The following is a 16,638-nucleotide window of genomic DNA, read 5'->3' as shown; positions in this document are numbered from 1 at the left end:
ATAATTAGGTTGGCGATTTGATTTATTTAGGAGGAAGTTATGCGAATAACCTTTTAAGTATTCTTTTTACTGTTGCCTTTTTATTAATTACTTCTTTTTTTAGTTACCAATTTTCTTACATCCTTGTTTGCCCTGCTAACAAATAAAAAAAGGAACTGGAATTAATATAACCACTCCTTAAAGTTACAATCTGACCTTCACTTCAGTTCCATCATTCGCTACGACATCTACTAGTACCAAGCCTTTATGACTCTTTATTTCTTTCAGAATAGGTTTCAACCATTTTTTATCCATTTGTGGGATGACAAAATCAACTTCTTTCTTTTGCAGTTGTTGATTGATTCCCGCATATACATACCGCTGAAACACTTTGGATAAAAGAATAGAGCAACCAATATGTAATGCAGCATGAGGAACTGGAATCGTTAATCGCATACCTTCTGTTCTCACCGTAATTTTCAGCATGGGATCGTCACTACTCAATAAAGACCGAAACGGTATCTCCGTCTGCTGACTTCACATCAACAATTTGGCCGTCCAATTCATTTTCAATCGCTTCGATAATTAAGTTAATATCAATATCTTTCACGTATTTCGCAGACTCAGGTATACTCGCTGCAATATTATGTCCTGCTAACAACACCACTTTGACAAGTTTGATTGGTAGATTAACTGTGACATTATCATTTTCAGATGATTTTACACGGATTTTGAGTACTTTTTCCATATACTTACTTGATGATTCGGGCTGCTTACTTTCTTTCTCTTCCTTCTCTTTTAACACCTGGATCAGCTCTGCCCCTTTATCGGCATCTATTTTTCCTTCTCTCACCATCGTTAACACTTTTGTGATTTCCTCTTTCATACCAATACGCCTCCTTATTCTCTTTTTAAGAGCTTAATTGCTTCGTCTGAATTTATTTCACCGTTTTCCAACATGGAGATGACCTTCTTCTCATCCACTTCATTCTTCTTAGCCTGTTTATAACCAAGTGATGAAATGATATCTGAAAGCTTGCTGCGAACGGTCGGATAAGAAACCCCCAATTCCTTTTCAACCTCTTTTATATTACCTCGACAAGTTAAGAACACTTCCACAAAATGCAACTGATCGTTAGACAAAGACGCTAACTTAGATAATTCGAACTCATTTTCAATCGTCGTTTGGCAATGTGCACACTGCAATTTAGTAATTTTCAATGTTTCACTACAAACGGGGCAACTCGTAATCACTTTATAAGCCATAACGCACTCCCTTCATTTAATTTTATTTGATTATATATTAATTATATTAATTTGTAAATTAATATAATTAATTTTTTATCTATATTTATTTAATTTATTTATTTTCAACAAAATAAAAACAGCAGGATTACTCCCACTGCTTTTATTTAAATCATGCTTCCCTATATTTAACAGTCAAGCCTTTCAAAAAGTTCCTAGCAAAGTGATCTAAGCACACTTTATAATTTTTATGTCCTTCTTTTCTAAGAAACGCGCCTATTTCTCCTTTTGAAACGTTGAGCCCCGCTTTTCTAAAGATATCAATCATATCCTCTGTTGTTAATGCCAAAGCAATTTTGACTTTCTTTAAGAGAATATTATTGATATGACGATGGCTCGTGATCGACGGGTCCGGTGTATTCGCTTGCCCGGGTTTCGGTTCTTGTTTTCCTCTTTTATAAATAATGAGGCCATTTAAGAACGAATTCAACATCGCATCAGTTAATTCAATTCGGTTTTCCGCCTCATCTTCATCAAACTTTTTAAGAATCTTCACCACCTCTGGCACTGTAACCTCTTCCTCACCTAGCTTAAAAATCTCTGCCATTTCACTATTTTTAATATCCAACGCATATCGCAACCGGATTAAAAGATCATTATTATCAACCATGTTATTCACTCCTATCTTTAACGGACTTTGCAATGTTGTCCAATAGCCATTGTCTATTTTAACATTGTCATTGCTATGCAATCCACTTATGTTGAAATCAACTTATATCAAAGAAAAGGACAGTCTACCTAAGACCATCCCTCCATACTTAGCACTAATCAATCACACGAGCAACTTCACTGCCACAAGTTTTACATTTTCCTTTTAATATAGGTCCATAATCACCCGATTCAATCGTGTATTTCACAATCTCCGTTTCCCCACAATTGCTACAAAATACATTTCTTACGAGCATTTCTCTAGTATCCTTGGGGATAGCAAGCCATTGTTTTGCTGCTTCCATTTTAATTGCTCCTTTTATATTGATAGTAACGATTTTTTACTTGTATGTACAATTAAGCATAACATACAATTTCAAACGGCTAAACAACGTCACACATTCCATTTCCCTCCAGAAAATTGGTGACATTTGTGGAGTGGGAACCTCCTATATACATCAACTAATCACTTATACAACAAAAACGAGGAAATAATTATCCATTCAATTCTTCAACTATTTTTTGTTTATATTCTTTCACTAAATCTAACGGTGAATCTGGAATACTATCAAAAACTGCCTGAATGGCAGACTTTTCTTTTATCTCTTCCGATGCTACTTTTCTCCATAATATCCCCGCTACTAATGCTTGAACTGACAAAAATTTAGTGTGCTGAACAATGTGAAGCAATAGACGATTGAATTCACTTTTATCTTTGCTTGTTTGACCCCAATATTCTATTCCTTGATAAATTAAATCTTCATTATCCGAGTTTACCAGCTTTTTTGCAGCTACTAAATTAGGATTACGCAGGAATTGATTGATCTCTTCTTCATGGTCATATGAATTTTCATCATCTTCTGGTTTGAGCTCGTTCATAAATTCATAAAATGTTGGGAATAACTCGATTAGCTCACCTGAATCAGAATTTAAATAAGCGACATTCGGGTTATTTTGATCCTTACTATAATCTAACACAATAAAATAATGGCCATCGCCAGAAATAACGATAAGTTGATTATGATCAATTTCCCATTCACTAAATAGATACTTCGTCTCCATGATACCTTTATTTTCTTTAATACCGAGAAGATAATCAATTGGAAGCGTATGCTCATTTTCTATCTCTACGTCTATGTTGATGCTATCTTTCAATAGGTATCCGCCATTTTGTATATGAAGTAAATCCACATATTCCCTTGGCAATTTCACACCAAAATGCTCCTCAGCTTTCAATACATCTTCTTTTGTTAATTTCTCTAACACGATACCACTAGCGTAAAAAGGTCTCCACATATTTATAGTCATCCACCCTCTAGAAATCCTTTGATTGAGTATAATTGTATCAAAATATATGTAAAAATTGTAAAAATAACCCATTTGATAAACGCTTAGTCAACAAATAAGGCCAAAAAAGGAGAGAATGAAAACTTTTTGTTCGTATCTTTGATGATTTTACTCTAGATGTACGAGCAAAACACTTTTTCTTTGATTGCATGATTGAACCAGCCCAAACAATATCAATACATTCACTCCATAAAAAAAGAGAAAGGCAAGATGAGTTTCAACTCACTTGACCTTTCTCCGCAAATATATATTAATTCCTAATCAGGTAATCAAATGCACCTAATGATGCGTTGGCCCCTGATCCCATAGAAATTATAATTTGTTTGTACGGGTTGTTCGTACAGTCACCTGCTGCAAATACGCCTGGGACGTTTGTTGCACCATGGTTATCGACGACGATTTCGCCTGTTCTTGTGCGCTCAATCGTATCGCCTAACCAATCCGTGTTTGGAACAAGACCAATTTGAACAAAGATTCCTTGAAGTTCAATATGGTGTACTTCTTCTGTTTCACGGTCTAGATAAGTGATACCATTCACTTTATCTGTACCCGTGATTTCTGTTGTTTGTGCGTTTTTAATCACTTTTACATTCGGTAAGCTATATAGACGCTCTTGTAGGACTGAATCAGCTCTTAGTTCTGCACCGAACTCAATAACTGTTACATGTTTAACGATACCCGCTAGGTCGATTGCTGCCTCGATACCTGAATTACCGCCACCGATGACCGCAACGTCTTTTCCTTCGAATAATGGGCCGTCACAATGTGGACAGTAAGCGACACCTTTATTTTTGAATTCTGCTTCACCAGGTACGCCAACGTTTCTCCATCTTGCACCTGTGGAAAGAATGACTGACTTACTCTTAAGAACCGCACCGTTTTCTAATTCTACTTCAATGAGTTCTTTTCTTTGTAAGCTTTTCGCGCGTTGTAGATTCATCACGTCGACATCGTATTCTTTCACATGTTCTTCAAGACTAGCTGCAAGCTTAGGACCTTCTGTATACTTCGTACCGATAAAGTTCTCGATACCTAGCGTATCCATGATTTGACCACCGAATCGCTCAGCAACAACTCCAGTACGGATACCTTTACGAGCAGCATAAATCGCTGCACTCGCACCTGCTGGGCCACCACCAACAACTAGTACATCAAATGGATCTTTATTAGAAAATTCAGCTGGATCTTCTGTGCTACCCATCTTCGCTAAAATTTCATCTAAAGTCATACGTCCACTACCAAACACTTCTCCATTAAGGAAAACAGTTGGTACGGCCATGATGTTTTTGCTATCGACTTCTTCTTTAAAAGCCGCGCCATCGATCATTGTGTGTGTAATGCCTGGGTTTAACACACTCATGATATTCAAGGCCTGTACCACATCAGGACAATTATGGCATGTCAGACTAACGTAAGTTTCGAAATGAAACTCCCCTTGAATATTCTTTACTTGTTCCATCACCTTATCATCTACTTTTGGCGCACGGCCACTTGCTTGTAATAAGGCCAATACTAAGGAAGTAAATTCATGACCAAGAGGAATACCAGCAAAAGCTACACCTGTATCTTCACCCATGCGATTCACGCTAAAGCTTGGCGTTCTTTTTAAGGTAGCTGTTTCTACCTTAATTTTAGATGACATTGTTGCAAGTTCATCAACGAGAGCCAGCATATCTTTTGATACGTCATCTTCTCCGGTACTTACTTTCAGTAATACATCGCCCTCCATCAGTTGAAGATACTGATGGAGTTGCTCTTTAATTTCTGCTTCTAATATCATGGGGTTCCACTCCTTAAATTTTGCCGACTAAATCAAGGCTTGGCTTAAGTGTAGAAGATCCTTCTTTCCATTTTGCCGGGCAAACTTCGCCTGGATTAGAACGAACATATTGAGCTGCTTTAATTTTATCGATAAGAATGCTTGCGTCACGACCAATACCATCTGCATTGATTTCAACTGCTTGAATGATACCATCTGGATCGATAATGAATGTACCACGATCTGCTTGACCTAATTCTTCAATAAGAACATCGAAGTTACGAGAAATTGTATGTGATGGATCACCAATCATTGTATATGTGATTTTACCAATTGCTTCTGATGTATCATGCCATGCTTTATGAGTAAAGTGAGAGTCTCTTGAAACAGAGAATACTTCTACACCTAGTTCTTGTAGAGCTGGGTATTGATCTTGAAGATCTTCAAGTTCTGTTGGGCAAACAAATGTAAAGTCAGCTGGGTAGAAACAAACGACACTCCAATGACCTTTAAGATCTGCTTCAGATACTTCAATAAAATCTCCATTTCTATATGCATGTGCGTTAAATGGTAATACTTCTTTTCCTATTAATGACATGTTGTAGTCCTCCTAAAAGTTGTTTAAATTTAATCATAGATTAACAGAATGACCTCATTCATAATCTATAATTATTATTAATTAGCATTGATTATTATTATATTACTAATATTATATTTGTCAATTAAAGCGCATGAATTAATTTATATCAATCATTCCTAATCGGTTAAATATTATGAGGAATCTACGCTAAATTTAGGCCACATAAGAAGTGTATACGTTTTCAACTAAATATTACATTATTGTGAAATAAACTATAAAATAGAAAGAAAGAGTTTTCAATTGAGAATAGATAGCTTCAAATGAAAATTCTTCCCTCTCCATTCTAAGAGAGAACGGACAAATAAATAAGGTTTAAGAAAGGGAAAACTAGTCCATTATGTGAGGGACTAGTTTTTTACAGCCACTGGCAGAATATTTAGCGCCTATTTGATTTTTAATATGATTTTCCCTTTTGCCCTCCCTGATTCTGCATATTCCATCGCTTTTTGTGCATCGTCAAATGAAAATGCTTTATCTATGATCGGCTTTATTTTACCAGCCTCAATCAAGTCTGCGATGGCTTTTAATTGTTTGCCACTCGGTTTCATAAATAACGTTTTAATCTTATAGATCAGGTTTCATTACATAAAGAAAAGCGTTTCTGCATAAACAGAAACGCTAGTATTCCTTCAAAATAAGAAGATGGTTTGAGATAAAAATGGTCTATTACTTTATCTCTAATTTCAATATAAACTGTTCGCCAATTTCTCCTATTTTCCGCTCACCAGTATCAACAAAACCAACTTTTAAGTACAATTGCTGTGCGGGAATGTTTTTATGATTGACCGCCAAAACCACTTCATGGCAATCGGGGAAATGAGTAGTGATAAATGCTTTTAACGCGAGCATCGCTTGCTTAGCATACCCTTTGCCCTGATGTTTGTAATCTATAGAAAGAGCTGTCAATAACATAGCATGAGAATTAGTAGTATATTCACTTACCCTTTTTGTACTGTGTAGCAGAAAAAAGCCTACTGGTACTTCTTTTAAAAGGATGACTACTCGATATTGCCCAACAGAAACAGCTATTTTTTCCTTTGGTAATGCGGTAAACTTCGCTTGATTTTCCGGTAATTCGAATCTATTTAATATTTCTAAGTGCTCCTCACGATATAACCCTAATTGAACTTCTCCAGATGTAATCAATTTCATTCTCTCCTTTTATCTACATTCAATCTGCTAGTTGCTTTTTAAATAGACCACACCACCATCCCTTACCACTTCAAACGGGCGCTGTTCATCCGCTATAAGGAGAGAGCCGGCAGGGACTTGAGTTGTTTTTTCACTCATAGAAATGCCGTATCCGTTATTTTCTGGGTATCCATATACATAACAAACCACTTGATTATTCTTTATAAATACTATTTGGTTCATTCCTTCGTTTACTGTTTCATTAATAGTATCCCATTTATATCCGACCGTTTCATATATCCACTCTTTCTGAGTATAAGGCTCAAAGAAATAAACCTTATCCCACTCAAATGGTGTGATATCCAATAAATTTACTTCTTCTACAGATGACTCAATGGACAATACCTCTTCTTTCAATAACTCAGCATTCACATCCCAGACATCTTTCTTTAGAAAGTTAAATAACATCACACAAACGACACTAACCAAAATGACACTAACTATGACAGTCGTTTTTTTTACTTCATTTAAATATTGAACCTCTTACTTTCATAATGATTCTAGTAACAAATCTTGCGAATATCTTTCTTTTCAAGATTCTTCTCCTATCAACTTAGCGTTTGTTCTTCTATTAATCCGATATTTCTTTTCTGTTGATGATAGGTAAGAATATGTTCTTCTAAATGGGGGAAAAGTAAGATGTTATTTAATTCGGATAATTTAATCCATTTTACATCAGTTTGATTAGGATCAGGATACTTTGGTTGTTTAGGAATAGATTCATCGGTAAGGGTACATTCAAAAATTAACTGCAACGAATGAATATCACCGTATTTATTCGCATTCAAGTGCGGAGCATACTCATATATAAATGCTAAAGGACCTACTTTCACATCAATTGATGCTTCTTCTTTCGCTTCTCGCTTTACAGCTTCAATGACTGATTCATTCGGTTCTACGCCCCCTGCAGGCAAATTATAATGAATGCCTCTCTCATCTTCATATTCAATCAAAAGAATTGAATCATTTTCGATGATCAGCGCACATGCCCTCACTCTCACTGGATAAGTCATCACTATCCCACCTTCTCTTTATATAAACCTATTATACCAGTGAATATGGTAATTTTTTTTAGAAATAATCAAAAAAACATTTGGCTCCTCCTTCGCCAAATGTACTGATAGCCACTGATGCTATCCCCGCTATCAATATGATAACAATTGAGTATGAATCTCACTTTAACGATATGTAAAACGTTTATTGAATTCTAATGTCAAAGAGGTAATATCTCTCCATCCATACACCATCTCCCCATATTTCTCACCAGCCATACTCATTTCAATAGAATCAATCTTTTCACCACCAAGGGCTTCATAAAATCGATAAGAGTGATTATCCTCGACAACTAGGACGAGCATTGATTGATATCCTTTTTGTTTCAGTTCAGTAGTCACAGCTGCAAACAGAGCCGTCCCCACTCCCTTTCTTTGATACTTTTCTATTAAATAAATCGCATAAAGTTCGCCATCAAAACCGTTGTACTTCCCACTTCTCTCTTCCCCACCCGAAGAAAATCCAATGATTTCACCAACCTCATTTTCAGCCACATATACGCCACCAAGAGGAATATTGTTTAACCACAATTTTCCCCTCTTTTCATACGAAAGTCTATTTAGATATTCTTGTGGGAAAATGGTAGCATAGGTGCTACGCCAACTATCGACGTGTACTCTTGCTATACCCTTGGCATCCTCAAGAACCGCTTTTCTTATAACAAACGACGAATGATTCATTGTTTTCCCCCTGTTTTTTATTTAAGTAATTCGTTTACTATTCTAAATATTCCTTTAAGATATTATGCTAAAATCCTATTAAAGAGGAGGGGCCTTTTTGAAATGAAGAAGTGCTTCATCCTTTGTCACCTTCAGTTTTTTATTGCTACTTAGCGCTTGTCACAATACACCTAGCTTTGATGTTTATAAAGGATGCACCTTAAAGATTAAAGGGGAACATGTAAAAGACGTATATTCTCGTATATTTACGACCATTAGTGGATTGGAAAGCGCTGGTCTATAAAAAAGGCTAGGGACGTGGAGCAGAAGCCCCATGGTCTTGCACCAATATCTTTAACGAAAGGAAGTCGAAGGTCTTGATGCTCATCTTCTTACTTATTCATATAATCGTTGGATGGGTTCTTATATGTACGTATAAAAGGTTGCCTTCTGCCGTTTTCACCTTTATAGGTGTTTTTGTTATTATGAGCTTTATATACTGGACGACAGTCGTACTCCGTTACTAATATGTATTTTCCTTCTCTTTACTACACATACTAAGTTTTAGTAATTTTCGGAGGAGATACCATGCTTTCTACTGCACTTAGTAACCTAGACCTTGGAGCAAAAGGATTATGGTTTCCAATCATCGTTGTTGTCGCGCTATTATTTATCCTTAACCTCATGCCCAAAAAGAGAATAAATCTAACAGAATTATATATCATTTTTTGTATTGTTGGGTTTGCAACATGGATCATGGATGCATTTATTTTACGCGTTTTCGACTTAGTTGATTTAGGTTCCCCTAAAAAGCTAGGACTCGGTGATATTCTCTCTTTTACCTTCATCCCTTCATCATTAGCTTGTATCTTCTTAAATTTCGCAAATAAGAAAAACAAATGGAGTTTAGTCATATTCTTCACCCTCATTTCATTTGGTATCGAAATTGGAATAGAATACTTTGGTTACATGATAGAAAAAGGATGGTTTAATTTTTTCTCTATTTTGTTTTATTTTATTGTTTATGGTTTTGTACTGCCTTATCAATTGAGAATTATAAGGCGGAGATGAATAATCCCCCTCGGAGAACTAATTTTTAATTTAGATGTTTACACTCTTGCGCTATCTAATATGGCGATTCTTATTTACTGCTTTTTCATTTTATTAAAGGATATGAACCTAACAACTTAAAAACCACCCTCTACTCGATACCATACAATAGCATCGTTTGTTTTTCACAAAAATGAAACACCTATATCAGAAGGATATACAAGGAATACACGGAGAAACAATTGTAAAACGGCTGCAAAAGGATTATTCATACCGATTTATCGCCTTAACATTGGTATAGTAACCTGGATGTAAGAGCATCGTTCACTGCTTCTTGTATCCTTGGATTTAGCAAACGAATGTTTATAATTTGGAGCATGGTCAATAAACCACTCTTTCATATTAATTCTTCAACAAATGTAACTTCTTCCGAATCCAGATTTGAGATAACAATTTCATAAGCCCATGGCATCCTCAAGAACCGCTTTTCTTATAACAAACGACGAATGATTCATTGTTTTTCCCTCCTTTATATTCTTTCACCTAACATTGAAGTTTTTTGCTGCACAATAATCGCCTGCTGTGTAGCAAGTGACTCTCTTTAATAAAAGGTACCTTCCTAGTGCTTGGCATTAATGTATAAAAGATAAATTAAATTCCATATTGAGAAGGAGCGCCCTACAAATTAGTAGAAATTACATACATGAGGGATTCATTTTTTTAAGAAAAATTAGGAGGTAATCATGAGTAGATTAGTACATTTCGAAATTCATGTAGATGACATGGACCGCGCTAGAAAGTTTTATGGCGAAGTATTTGGCTGGACATTTGAAGATTGGAGCGAATTTGCAGGTATGCCTTATTTTGGGGCAGTAACTGGCGATGAGGATGAGCCTGGAATTGACGGTGCTTTAATGCAACGTCAAAGTCCTCCTCCTGAATCAAATCAGCCATTAAATGGTTATGCCTGTACAATAGGAGTAGAAAATTACCATGCGATTGAAGGAAAAATACTTAATAATGGTGGTGTAGTAGCATTGCCCAAATATGCTCTCCCTGGCATGGCTTGGCAGGGGTACTATAAGGATACAGAAGGAAATATTTTCGGCATTCATCAACCAGATGCAAATGCGAAATAGACTAATCTCACCAGAAAGAAAAGGTATTTTTCATCGCACCTTTTCTTTCTATTTTTCGGTGTGATTTTTTTCAGATGAGTTCCACCTTATCGATGTTGATCAATTAAGATTGGATTGCCGTCTGGATCTTCCAGAGTAATAAATGCCGGTCCTTCTGTTGATTCATCGGCTTCCTGTATTAATTTTACTCCTTTTTCTTTCAATTCTTTTTGGAGTTCTCGAACATCTGTAAAATCTTCTAGATTTTCAGCGTTATTATCCCACCCTGGATTAAATGTAAGCGCATTTTTTTCAAACATTCCTTGAAAGAGACCTATGACCGTTTGTTCATTCTTCAATATAAGCCAATTTTGATTAATGTCCCCTCCTAGCGTTTTAAATCCTAGATCCTCGTAAAATGCTTTTGATCGATGAATATCTTTTACATTTAAACTAATAGAAAATGCTCCTAGTTTCATCGTGTCTCCCCCTTTTAATAGATTACATAATATTTCTATTTTTCATCAATAATACCTTCTAGCTAAAGACAATCATGGAGACAATATGTGATATTTAATGTTTCTATAGGCTTTATCCTAATACAACATATCATATGAATTGGAACAGCATAAAAGGAAATGAAAAAAATTTGTATTGCTAAAATTAAATGATAAAATTACTGGGATTAAAGTAATAAATAAAAAAGGAGTTTTCTATGATTAACAAAATTGGTAAGGTAACTGTTTATGTAAAAGACCAAGAACTAGCGAAAGACTTCTGGATAAACAAAGTTGGTTTTGTCTTAAAATTTGAACAAGCTATGGGACCAAACATGTCTTGGATAGAAGTCGGTCCAAGTAAAGACGAATTTACAACACTTGTTCTTTACTCCAAGTCAGCAATGGAACAACAAAACCCTTCAGCTGTTTCTCACCCTTCTATCCTTTTCAGCACAACTGATATAGAATCAGCTTACGAAAAAATGAACCAAAATGGAGTAGAAGTAGATGAAATGCAAAGACTTCCTTTTGGTACAATGTTCTCTTTTAAAGACCAAGACGGGAACAACTACTTACTACGTGAAGACAAGTAGCATTAATCAACTTAAATAAGATAGATTGCAAAAGCATGGACATTTTGACCGGAAAATCCATGCTTTTTAAACCTTTACAAGTCCATTCAAATCTACCGTTTATAATCCTAATAACAGAAACATTACATCGATGCAGTTCTTCACCCATAACTATATATTTCCCCTCACTACCACATGGACAAGAATCATTTCTACCGATTTTCTGTTCTTGAATAACTGGTGATGAAATATTCTCTTCTGATTTATTGATTATCCACTACTTCTAACAATTGACCTTTTTAACCTAGATTACCACTGCCATCGCTTCTTGTTTAATGCGCATTTTATTATGCGGTTTACCACCATATTTTTATCCTAATACCTAATGTATTCTAGTTGTTATTTCTCACTTAAATGAAAATAGGCGCCTCCATTGTTGCAGAAAGCGCCCTTTTGCTGAACAAGGCTACGACTTCAGTTATGAAGTAATTGCCTTAACTCTTCTGTCATTTCCTCCACTAACTCTGGTTTGCCATGAAACTGAGCCGGGGTATTTTGAAAAAGTTCAATTTGCCATTCATGATCTTTCTTCACGGCAACTAGCGTTTGATGAGCATTTACTGATGGGTTAATATCTGATGTTTCAGGTGAAATCATACCTGCAATAGCGTGTAAAATTGCTACATCAGTACCTAAAAGCCGTGTATCTTTAACTTTAGTAACAAAAGGAGCAGTAGGATGACCTTCAAATATGGGTGTAAGGTGCGATAAAATCTCTTCTGACCCTATTACCTTACTTCCATCAAAACCAATTTGGACTCCCTGTTCTTCAAAGAGTACAGCCATTCCCTTAGCATCACGATTGTTCCAAGCATCTATTAGTTTTTGATAAAGATTTTGAATTTCAATATGGAATGAAACATTCATGACCTATTCCTCCTTCATTTTTAATACCCTTTCTCATTGTTATCATAAAATTGATCACATTCATTTCCAAACGGTTTCTTTTCGGACTTTCATAAAATCTCCTTATATTCAATTAAATACTTCCATTTATAAAAAGAGTGAATTTCTTGCTGCAAGAAAGCACCCGGTTGTGGAGGAATGTCAAACTATTCAATGATAATTTTCCACTTTTATGTTTATTTTTCGACCTCAAACACACATGGGTAATGAGCAGGACTATACTTTATTATATTAACAAATACATGTCTTCCGCTTTATTCCAATTCGATCTTTATCCTCTACTTTTTTTATATAGTCTTTTGCGAGCGGTACCTTACAAGCAGTATTTCCTACATCCACATGTACTTTTCCAATAAAATCAGCTACCTGTTTCGCTTCTTCCGTTAATTCAGGTACATAGGAGCCGACGGAAATAACAAAGGAATTCATAACATAACGAACTCGATTGCGTTCCTCATGTACAGAATCTTTCACTCTGTACAACAATGTCCTAATTTCCCCTATGTCTAGCTCCTCATCAGGAGTAATTGATAAATAATTCGCATATGTACTCCATCCAACAACTGCGATCATCTCTTGCTCTGAGCTCATCCATTCATTAGCCAATTCAAGGGCATACTCACTTTCAGCTGCTACCTGCGCAACGGTATATTCAGCGACCATATACCAATAAGCTTTCTTAGCCCATTCTTGTAAGTCTTCTTTTGCCATTAATTTTGGATTAACGGATAGACCTGCCAAATACATCGCATCATGATTTCCAGAATGATATAGTTGTAATGCTAACTCATGATCCTTCTTTACATACTTAACAAGCTTTTTTAAATCTCCAATTTTCACACCAAAATAAGGTTCCTTTACTCCGTGGTTCAAGAAGATTCTCTTTGTTTGATCACTGCCTAATTCTTCAAGCTTTTGCATCATTTCTTCATAAGTCATCGTTTTCCTCCACATATGATTACATTAAATTCACTTCAGAGGAATTCTGAAGCGTTTTTTGGCATTTATGTTTAACACGGTCAGACACCTACATATATGATCACAACGGGATTGTGACCTTCTTATCTCTCAAGCTTAACAATCCGTATTTTCACCGGCGCGCCACATATCAACGGTTTTATGAATAAATTGTTCCAATCCCGTATCTTCCATCTTTATCGTTTTTTTGATACGAATGCAGCCTTTTCCGTAATTATAACCAGCTAATAGGGTCTCTGCATTTTCTACCTTATCTATTGTACCCACATAGAGACTGACATAATGTTTTTGCGCATTTAATGCAAACACATAGGTATCATCTTTACCATAATTCAACATTTTATAGCGAATCACCTCATCAAATTCGGGTGCATAAGCAAAAATCATTTGTCGAACCGCAAGCAATTTCTCTTTTCTCCAATCGTCTTCAAGCAATTCTAGATATTCTTCCGAATTCTTTGCATCATATTGCATATTGTCCCACTCCTCTATTTCTTAATTAATAGTTATTATAGAATTCAATTTACTTAACTCTTCCATCTATTCAAATTGTATCGTAGGTACAAAGTATTTTGTATGTATGGCAATTAAAGCAGGTGATGGCACTTGCTTCATTAATCATCTATTCATAAATAATTCCACGTCTAAACTTAAATGCCTTTGCTAAATCGAATCAATTTAATTGGATAAACAACGGCTTAACTATTTTAAGTACAATTTTAGGAGTCTTAGGTTTTCTGCACTCACCGATTAAGCTAGAACAACCTAAATTTAAATTTAAGTATAGGTCTATGATATCATATGCTTTGCCTATCATATAGCTAAGCGAAATTTAACTAGTTAACCACAAGAATGATGACCAACCTGTTCGTTGAGTAGTAACTGCTGAATAAGCCCGAGGGTTCTCATGATATTCTATACCCATTGACTTTCACTACATTCTCTTACATAGTCACCCAAGTCAGGTGATTTTGCTGCGCAATATACGTCTACTCCGTATTAACGGATACCTATGAATTGGTTTCGAAATAAGAATCAAAAAAGCCGGTCAAGATAAATAACCCCCACCGGCAAACTCATTCTTTTATTTATTGGCACTCTACCCTCTTCTATCTAGAAAAAGGTCACTATTACTTTTTTCTTCACTTTATAAACCGTCATCTTCTCTACGAACTGCTTGACTTTATATTTCTCGAATAGGTTTTCGCTTTTTTCTTGTCTTCCCACTTTTGTATAAAATACTCCTCTATTTTCAGTATGGCATTAAAAACATTGATAAAAACTTTTCATATAGTGGTGTTATTCATCTCATTATTTACCATTAATAGTTTTTTTTATCGATCAAATACTATGTTTAAATTTGTTACATTTGGGAGGATATCATATTGAGTAAAACAAGTTATATACCCTTAACCTCATCAGAAATTGGTTCTCTTTGGTCAACTTACTTACAAAATAGTATGACAGAACATGTTTTAAATTACTTTCTAGTGCAAGTTCAAGACCCAGATATAGAACCGTATATTCAAATAGCCTATGACATATCTCTTCAAAGTTTGGACAATATAAAAAGTATATTCACCCAAGAAGAAATCCCAATCCCTGTTGGGTTTACAGAACAAGATGTAAACCTACAAGCACCTCGTTTATTTGATGATATCTTCTTTCTAAGTTATTTACAAAACCTTGGTAAGGTAGGAATGGCGCAGTATAGTTTGATGAAAGCTATGTCAACTAGAAAAGATATACGGGCTTTCTTTAGTTCTTGTCATGAAGAGACCTCCAAACTTTATGATCAAGTCATTGATAGCTTACTCAATAAAGGATTATTAATTCGGCCTCCACAAACACCTATTCCTAATAAAGTCAATTTTATTGAAGATAAAAACTATTTTGACGGTATATCGTTTATTGGGAAGAAAAGACCACTGAACGTGATTGAAATTTCCCATTTATTCTCGAATATTCAAACGAATGTTATTGGTGTAATGCTTTCTATAGGTTTCGGGCAAACAGCAGAATCACAAAAAGTAAGAGACTATATGAATAGAGGAAAAGAAATAGCTAAAAAACACATAAAAGTTTTTGGTGATTGTTTAATTGAAAGTGATATTCAAGTACCAATGACATGGGATGCTGCTACGTTAGAATCTACAGTTCCAGTTTTTTCAGATAAGCTAATGATGTTTCATTTTAATATGCTGGTAGCAGGTGGTATAGGTAATTATGGAGTTGCCGCATCAGTTAGTCAAAGAAGCGATCTAGTGTTGAATTACAATCGGCTCTCAGCTGAAATTGTAAAATATGCTAATGATGGCGCAAATATCATGATAAAAAATGGATGGATGGAAGAAGTACCAACGGCAATAAATCGTACAAATATAATAAAGAAAAGTGGAAACAAATAAATGGCGTGAAAACAATCGAAGTATTACTTTGGAGCATTATATTTCCTGGTTTTGGGCAAATATTAAATGGTAAATACCTTAAAGGCATTGTACTCATACCTTTAATTGTTTTAATTATTGTAAAAGGGAACCTAAATCTAATTATCCTATCTAGCTTACAAGGTGATGTTGAAAGGGCAATTCAACTAACTAACCACAAGTGGATTTTATTTTTTCCTTGTTTATATTTCTTTGCAATATGGGATGCCTATAAAGATGCAGGCGGTGGTGAAAAGCCGTATTCATCTTTCCTGTTTTTGTTTTCAGGCTATTTTATGACCATAGGAACCATTTTTTCTACGAAGATAACTTTGTTTGATTTACATATAGCACCTATATGGCTACCAGTGATTAGTGTTATACCAGGGATACTTGTTGGGTTGTTATTACAATGGATAATCATAAGCAAGGAAAATGGTTAAAGGA

Annotated in this window: 22 protein-coding genes; 5 read left to right on the top strand and 17 right to left on the bottom strand. The window is 35.3% G+C overall.

What is annotated here, in order from left to right; all coding sequences use genetic code 11:
* Window positions 1-183 precede the first annotated feature (183 nt).
* From LG276_RS04115 to LG276_RS04055, 13 genes are all read right to left on the bottom strand, one after another.
* The gene (locus LG276_RS04115) at window positions 184-465 is read right to left on the bottom strand and encodes a hypothetical protein (RefSeq protein ID WP_251162791.1); all 282 of its coding nucleotides are present in this window, start codon (window positions 463-465) and stop codon (window positions 184-186) included.
* A 10-nt stretch (window positions 466-475) separates the two neighbouring features.
* The gene (locus LG276_RS04110; protein WP_251162792.1) at window positions 476-865 is read right to left on the bottom strand and encodes an SHOCT-like domain-containing protein; all 390 of its coding nucleotides are present in this window, start codon (window positions 863-865) and stop codon (window positions 476-478) included.
* A 14-nt stretch (window positions 866-879) separates the two neighbouring features.
* Window positions 880-1,245 carry a DUF2089 domain-containing protein gene (locus LG276_RS04105; protein WP_251162793.1) on the bottom strand — a complete coding sequence of 122 codons (366 nt, stop codon included), beginning with the start codon at window positions 1,243-1,245 and terminating at the stop codon, window positions 880-882.
* A gap of 151 nt (window positions 1,246-1,396) precedes the next feature.
* Window positions 1,397-1,894, bottom strand: a complete 498-nt coding sequence (locus LG276_RS04100; RefSeq protein WP_251162794.1) for a DUF1456 family protein — start codon at window positions 1,892-1,894, stop codon at window positions 1,397-1,399.
* 154 nt (window positions 1,895-2,048) lie between these two features.
* Entirely contained in the window at window positions 2,049-2,237 is a 189-nt protein-coding gene (locus LG276_RS04095; RefSeq protein ID WP_224934438.1) for a hypothetical protein, read from the bottom strand.
* Window positions 2,238-2,427: 190 nt separating this feature from the next.
* Window positions 2,428-3,228 carry an SMI1/KNR4 family protein gene (locus LG276_RS04090; RefSeq protein WP_251162795.1) on the bottom strand — a complete coding sequence of 267 codons (801 nt, stop codon included), beginning with the start codon at window positions 3,226-3,228 and terminating at the stop codon, window positions 2,428-2,430.
* Window positions 3,229-3,529: 301 nt separating this feature from the next.
* Window positions 3,530-5,059 (bottom strand): alkyl hydroperoxide reductase subunit F, encoded by a 1,530-nt coding sequence (ahpF, locus tag LG276_RS04085; RefSeq protein WP_251162796.1) that lies wholly within the window; start codon window positions 5,057-5,059, stop codon window positions 3,530-3,532.
* Window positions 5,060-5,072: 13 nt separating this feature from the next.
* Entirely contained in the window at window positions 5,073-5,636 is a 564-nt protein-coding gene (gene ahpC / locus LG276_RS04080; RefSeq protein WP_095370569.1) for an alkyl hydroperoxide reductase subunit C, read from the bottom strand.
* 425 nt (window positions 5,637-6,061) lie between these two features.
* Entirely contained in the window at window positions 6,062-6,253 is a 192-nt protein-coding gene (locus LG276_RS04075; protein WP_285840923.1) for a zinc-binding dehydrogenase, read from the bottom strand.
* Window positions 6,254-6,344: 91 nt separating this feature from the next.
* Window positions 6,345-6,830 carry a GNAT family N-acetyltransferase gene (locus LG276_RS04070; protein WP_224934424.1) on the bottom strand — a complete coding sequence of 162 codons (486 nt, stop codon included), beginning with the start codon at window positions 6,828-6,830 and terminating at the stop codon, window positions 6,345-6,347.
* A 27-nt stretch (window positions 6,831-6,857) separates the two neighbouring features.
* Entirely contained in the window at window positions 6,858-7,277 is a 420-nt protein-coding gene (locus tag LG276_RS04065; protein WP_263624076.1) for a hypothetical protein, read from the bottom strand.
* A gap of 140 nt (window positions 7,278-7,417) precedes the next feature.
* The gene (locus LG276_RS04060) at window positions 7,418-7,882 is read right to left on the bottom strand and encodes an NUDIX domain-containing protein (protein WP_224934420.1); all 465 of its coding nucleotides are present in this window, start codon (window positions 7,880-7,882) and stop codon (window positions 7,418-7,420) included.
* A gap of 165 nt (window positions 7,883-8,047) precedes the next feature.
* Window positions 8,048-8,602 (bottom strand): GNAT family N-acetyltransferase, encoded by a 555-nt coding sequence (locus LG276_RS04055; RefSeq protein ID WP_224934418.1) that lies wholly within the window; start codon window positions 8,600-8,602, stop codon window positions 8,048-8,050.
* A 567-nt stretch (window positions 8,603-9,169) separates the two neighbouring features.
* Here LG276_RS04055 and LG276_RS04050 point away from each other — a divergent pair.
* Both LG276_RS04050 and LG276_RS04045 read left to right on the top strand, forming a co-directional pair.
* Window positions 9,170-9,652, top strand: a complete 483-nt coding sequence (locus LG276_RS04050) for a hypothetical protein (protein WP_224934416.1) — start codon at window positions 9,170-9,172, stop codon at window positions 9,650-9,652.
* 722 nt (window positions 9,653-10,374) lie between these two features.
* Complete coding sequence (locus LG276_RS04045; protein WP_224934415.1) at window positions 10,375-10,770, top strand: VOC family protein; 396 nt, start codon at window positions 10,375-10,377, stop codon at window positions 10,768-10,770.
* Between the two features lie 86 nt (window positions 10,771-10,856).
* Here LG276_RS04045 and LG276_RS04040 read toward each other — a convergent pair whose 3' ends face one another.
* Window positions 10,857-11,228 (bottom strand): VOC family protein, encoded by a 372-nt coding sequence (locus LG276_RS04040; RefSeq protein ID WP_224934413.1) that lies wholly within the window; start codon window positions 11,226-11,228, stop codon window positions 10,857-10,859.
* A 236-nt stretch (window positions 11,229-11,464) separates the two neighbouring features.
* Between LG276_RS04040 and LG276_RS04035 the strand changes: the two genes are divergently transcribed.
* A complete protein-coding gene (locus LG276_RS04035) occupies window positions 11,465-11,842 on the top strand; it encodes a VOC family protein (RefSeq protein WP_224934411.1) in 378 nt (125 codons plus the stop codon).
* Window positions 11,843-12,295: 453 nt separating this feature from the next.
* On the opposite strand, the gene LG276_RS04030 is transcribed toward LG276_RS04035, so the two are convergent.
* From LG276_RS04030 to LG276_RS04020, 3 genes are all read right to left on the bottom strand, one after another.
* Window positions 12,296-12,748 carry an SgcJ/EcaC family oxidoreductase gene (locus tag LG276_RS04030; RefSeq protein WP_224934409.1) on the bottom strand — a complete coding sequence of 151 codons (453 nt, stop codon included), beginning with the start codon at window positions 12,746-12,748 and terminating at the stop codon, window positions 12,296-12,298.
* Window positions 12,749-13,018: 270 nt separating this feature from the next.
* Entirely contained in the window at window positions 13,019-13,726 is a 708-nt protein-coding gene (locus LG276_RS04025; RefSeq protein ID WP_224934407.1) for a DNA alkylation repair protein, read from the bottom strand.
* Window positions 13,727-13,861: 135 nt separating this feature from the next.
* Window positions 13,862-14,239, bottom strand: a complete 378-nt coding sequence (locus LG276_RS04020; RefSeq protein WP_224934405.1) for an iron chaperone — start codon at window positions 14,237-14,239, stop codon at window positions 13,862-13,864.
* A 911-nt stretch (window positions 14,240-15,150) separates the two neighbouring features.
* Here LG276_RS04020 and LG276_RS04015 point away from each other — a divergent pair.
* Window positions 15,151-16,173: a DUF3231 family protein gene (locus LG276_RS04015; protein WP_251162799.1), complete on the top strand. Its 1,023-nt coding sequence runs from the start codon at window positions 15,151-15,153 to the stop codon at window positions 16,171-16,173.
* Window positions 16,107-16,634, top strand: a complete 528-nt coding sequence (locus LG276_RS04010) for a hypothetical protein (protein ID WP_404293619.1) — start codon at window positions 16,107-16,109, stop codon at window positions 16,632-16,634. Before LG276_RS04015 ends, LG276_RS04010 begins: the two co-directional genes overlap by 67 nt.
* Window positions 16,635-16,638 lie beyond the last annotated feature (4 nt).

Origin of the sequence: Cytobacillus kochii (assembly GCF_044790165.1) — a bacterium.
Taxonomy (GTDB): domain Bacteria; phylum Bacillota; class Bacilli; order Bacillales; family Cytobacillaceae; genus Cytobacillus; species Cytobacillus kochii.
Note: the sequence above shows the minus strand (reverse complement) of the source record. Positions and strands in the feature narration are given on the sequence as shown.

Coding starts and splice junctions, on each gene's coding strand:
- LG276_RS04115 (WP_251162791.1), bottom strand. CDS start 465: ATGCTGAAAATTACGGTGAGAACAGAAGGTATGCGATTAACGATTCCA.
- LG276_RS04110 (WP_251162792.1), bottom strand. CDS start 865: ATGAAAGAGGAAATCACAAAAGTGTTAACGATGGTGAGAGAAGGAAAA.
- LG276_RS04105 (WP_251162793.1), bottom strand. CDS start 1,245: ATGGCTTATAAAGTGATTACGAGTTGCCCCGTTTGTAGTGAAACATTG.
- LG276_RS04100 (WP_251162794.1), bottom strand. CDS start 1,894: ATGGTTGATAATAATGATCTTTTAATCCGGTTGCGATATGCGTTGGAT.
- LG276_RS04095 (WP_224934438.1), bottom strand. CDS start 2,237: ATGGAAGCAGCAAAACAATGGCTTGCTATCCCCAAGGATACTAGAGAA.
- LG276_RS04090 (WP_251162795.1), bottom strand. CDS start 3,228: ATGTGGAGACCTTTTTACGCTAGTGGTATCGTGTTAGAGAAATTAACA.
- ahpF (WP_251162796.1), bottom strand. CDS start 5,059: ATGATATTAGAAGCAGAAATTAAAGAGCAACTCCATCAGTATCTTCAA.
- ahpC (WP_095370569.1), bottom strand. CDS start 5,636: ATGTCATTAATAGGAAAAGAAGTATTACCATTTAACGCACATGCATAT.
- LG276_RS04070 (WP_224934424.1), bottom strand. CDS start 6,830: ATGAAATTGATTACATCTGGAGAAGTTCAATTAGGGTTATATCGTGAG.
- LG276_RS04065 (WP_263624076.1), bottom strand. CDS start 7,277: ATGTTATTTAACTTTCTAAAGAAAGATGTCTGGGATGTGAATGCTGAG.
- LG276_RS04060 (WP_224934420.1), bottom strand. CDS start 7,882: ATGACTTATCCAGTGAGAGTGAGGGCATGTGCGCTGATCATCGAAAAT.
- LG276_RS04055 (WP_224934418.1), bottom strand. CDS start 8,602: ATGAATCATTCGTCGTTTGTTATAAGAAAAGCGGTTCTTGAGGATGCC.
- LG276_RS04050 (WP_224934416.1), top strand. CDS start 9,170: ATGCTTTCTACTGCACTTAGTAACCTAGACCTTGGAGCAAAAGGATTA.
- LG276_RS04045 (WP_224934415.1), top strand. CDS start 10,375: ATGAGTAGATTAGTACATTTCGAAATTCATGTAGATGACATGGACCGC.
- LG276_RS04040 (WP_224934413.1), bottom strand. CDS start 11,228: ATGAAACTAGGAGCATTTTCTATTAGTTTAAATGTAAAAGATATTCAT.
- LG276_RS04035 (WP_224934411.1), top strand. CDS start 11,465: ATGATTAACAAAATTGGTAAGGTAACTGTTTATGTAAAAGACCAAGAA.
- LG276_RS04030 (WP_224934409.1), bottom strand. CDS start 12,748: ATGAATGTTTCATTCCATATTGAAATTCAAAATCTTTATCAAAAACTA.
- LG276_RS04025 (WP_224934407.1), bottom strand. CDS start 13,726: ATGACTTATGAAGAAATGATGCAAAAGCTTGAAGAATTAGGCAGTGAT.
- LG276_RS04020 (WP_224934405.1), bottom strand. CDS start 14,239: ATGCAATATGATGCAAAGAATTCGGAAGAATATCTAGAATTGCTTGAA.
- LG276_RS04010 (WP_404293619.1), top strand. CDS start 16,107: ATGGATGGAAGAAGTACCAACGGCAATAAATCGTACAAATATAATAAA.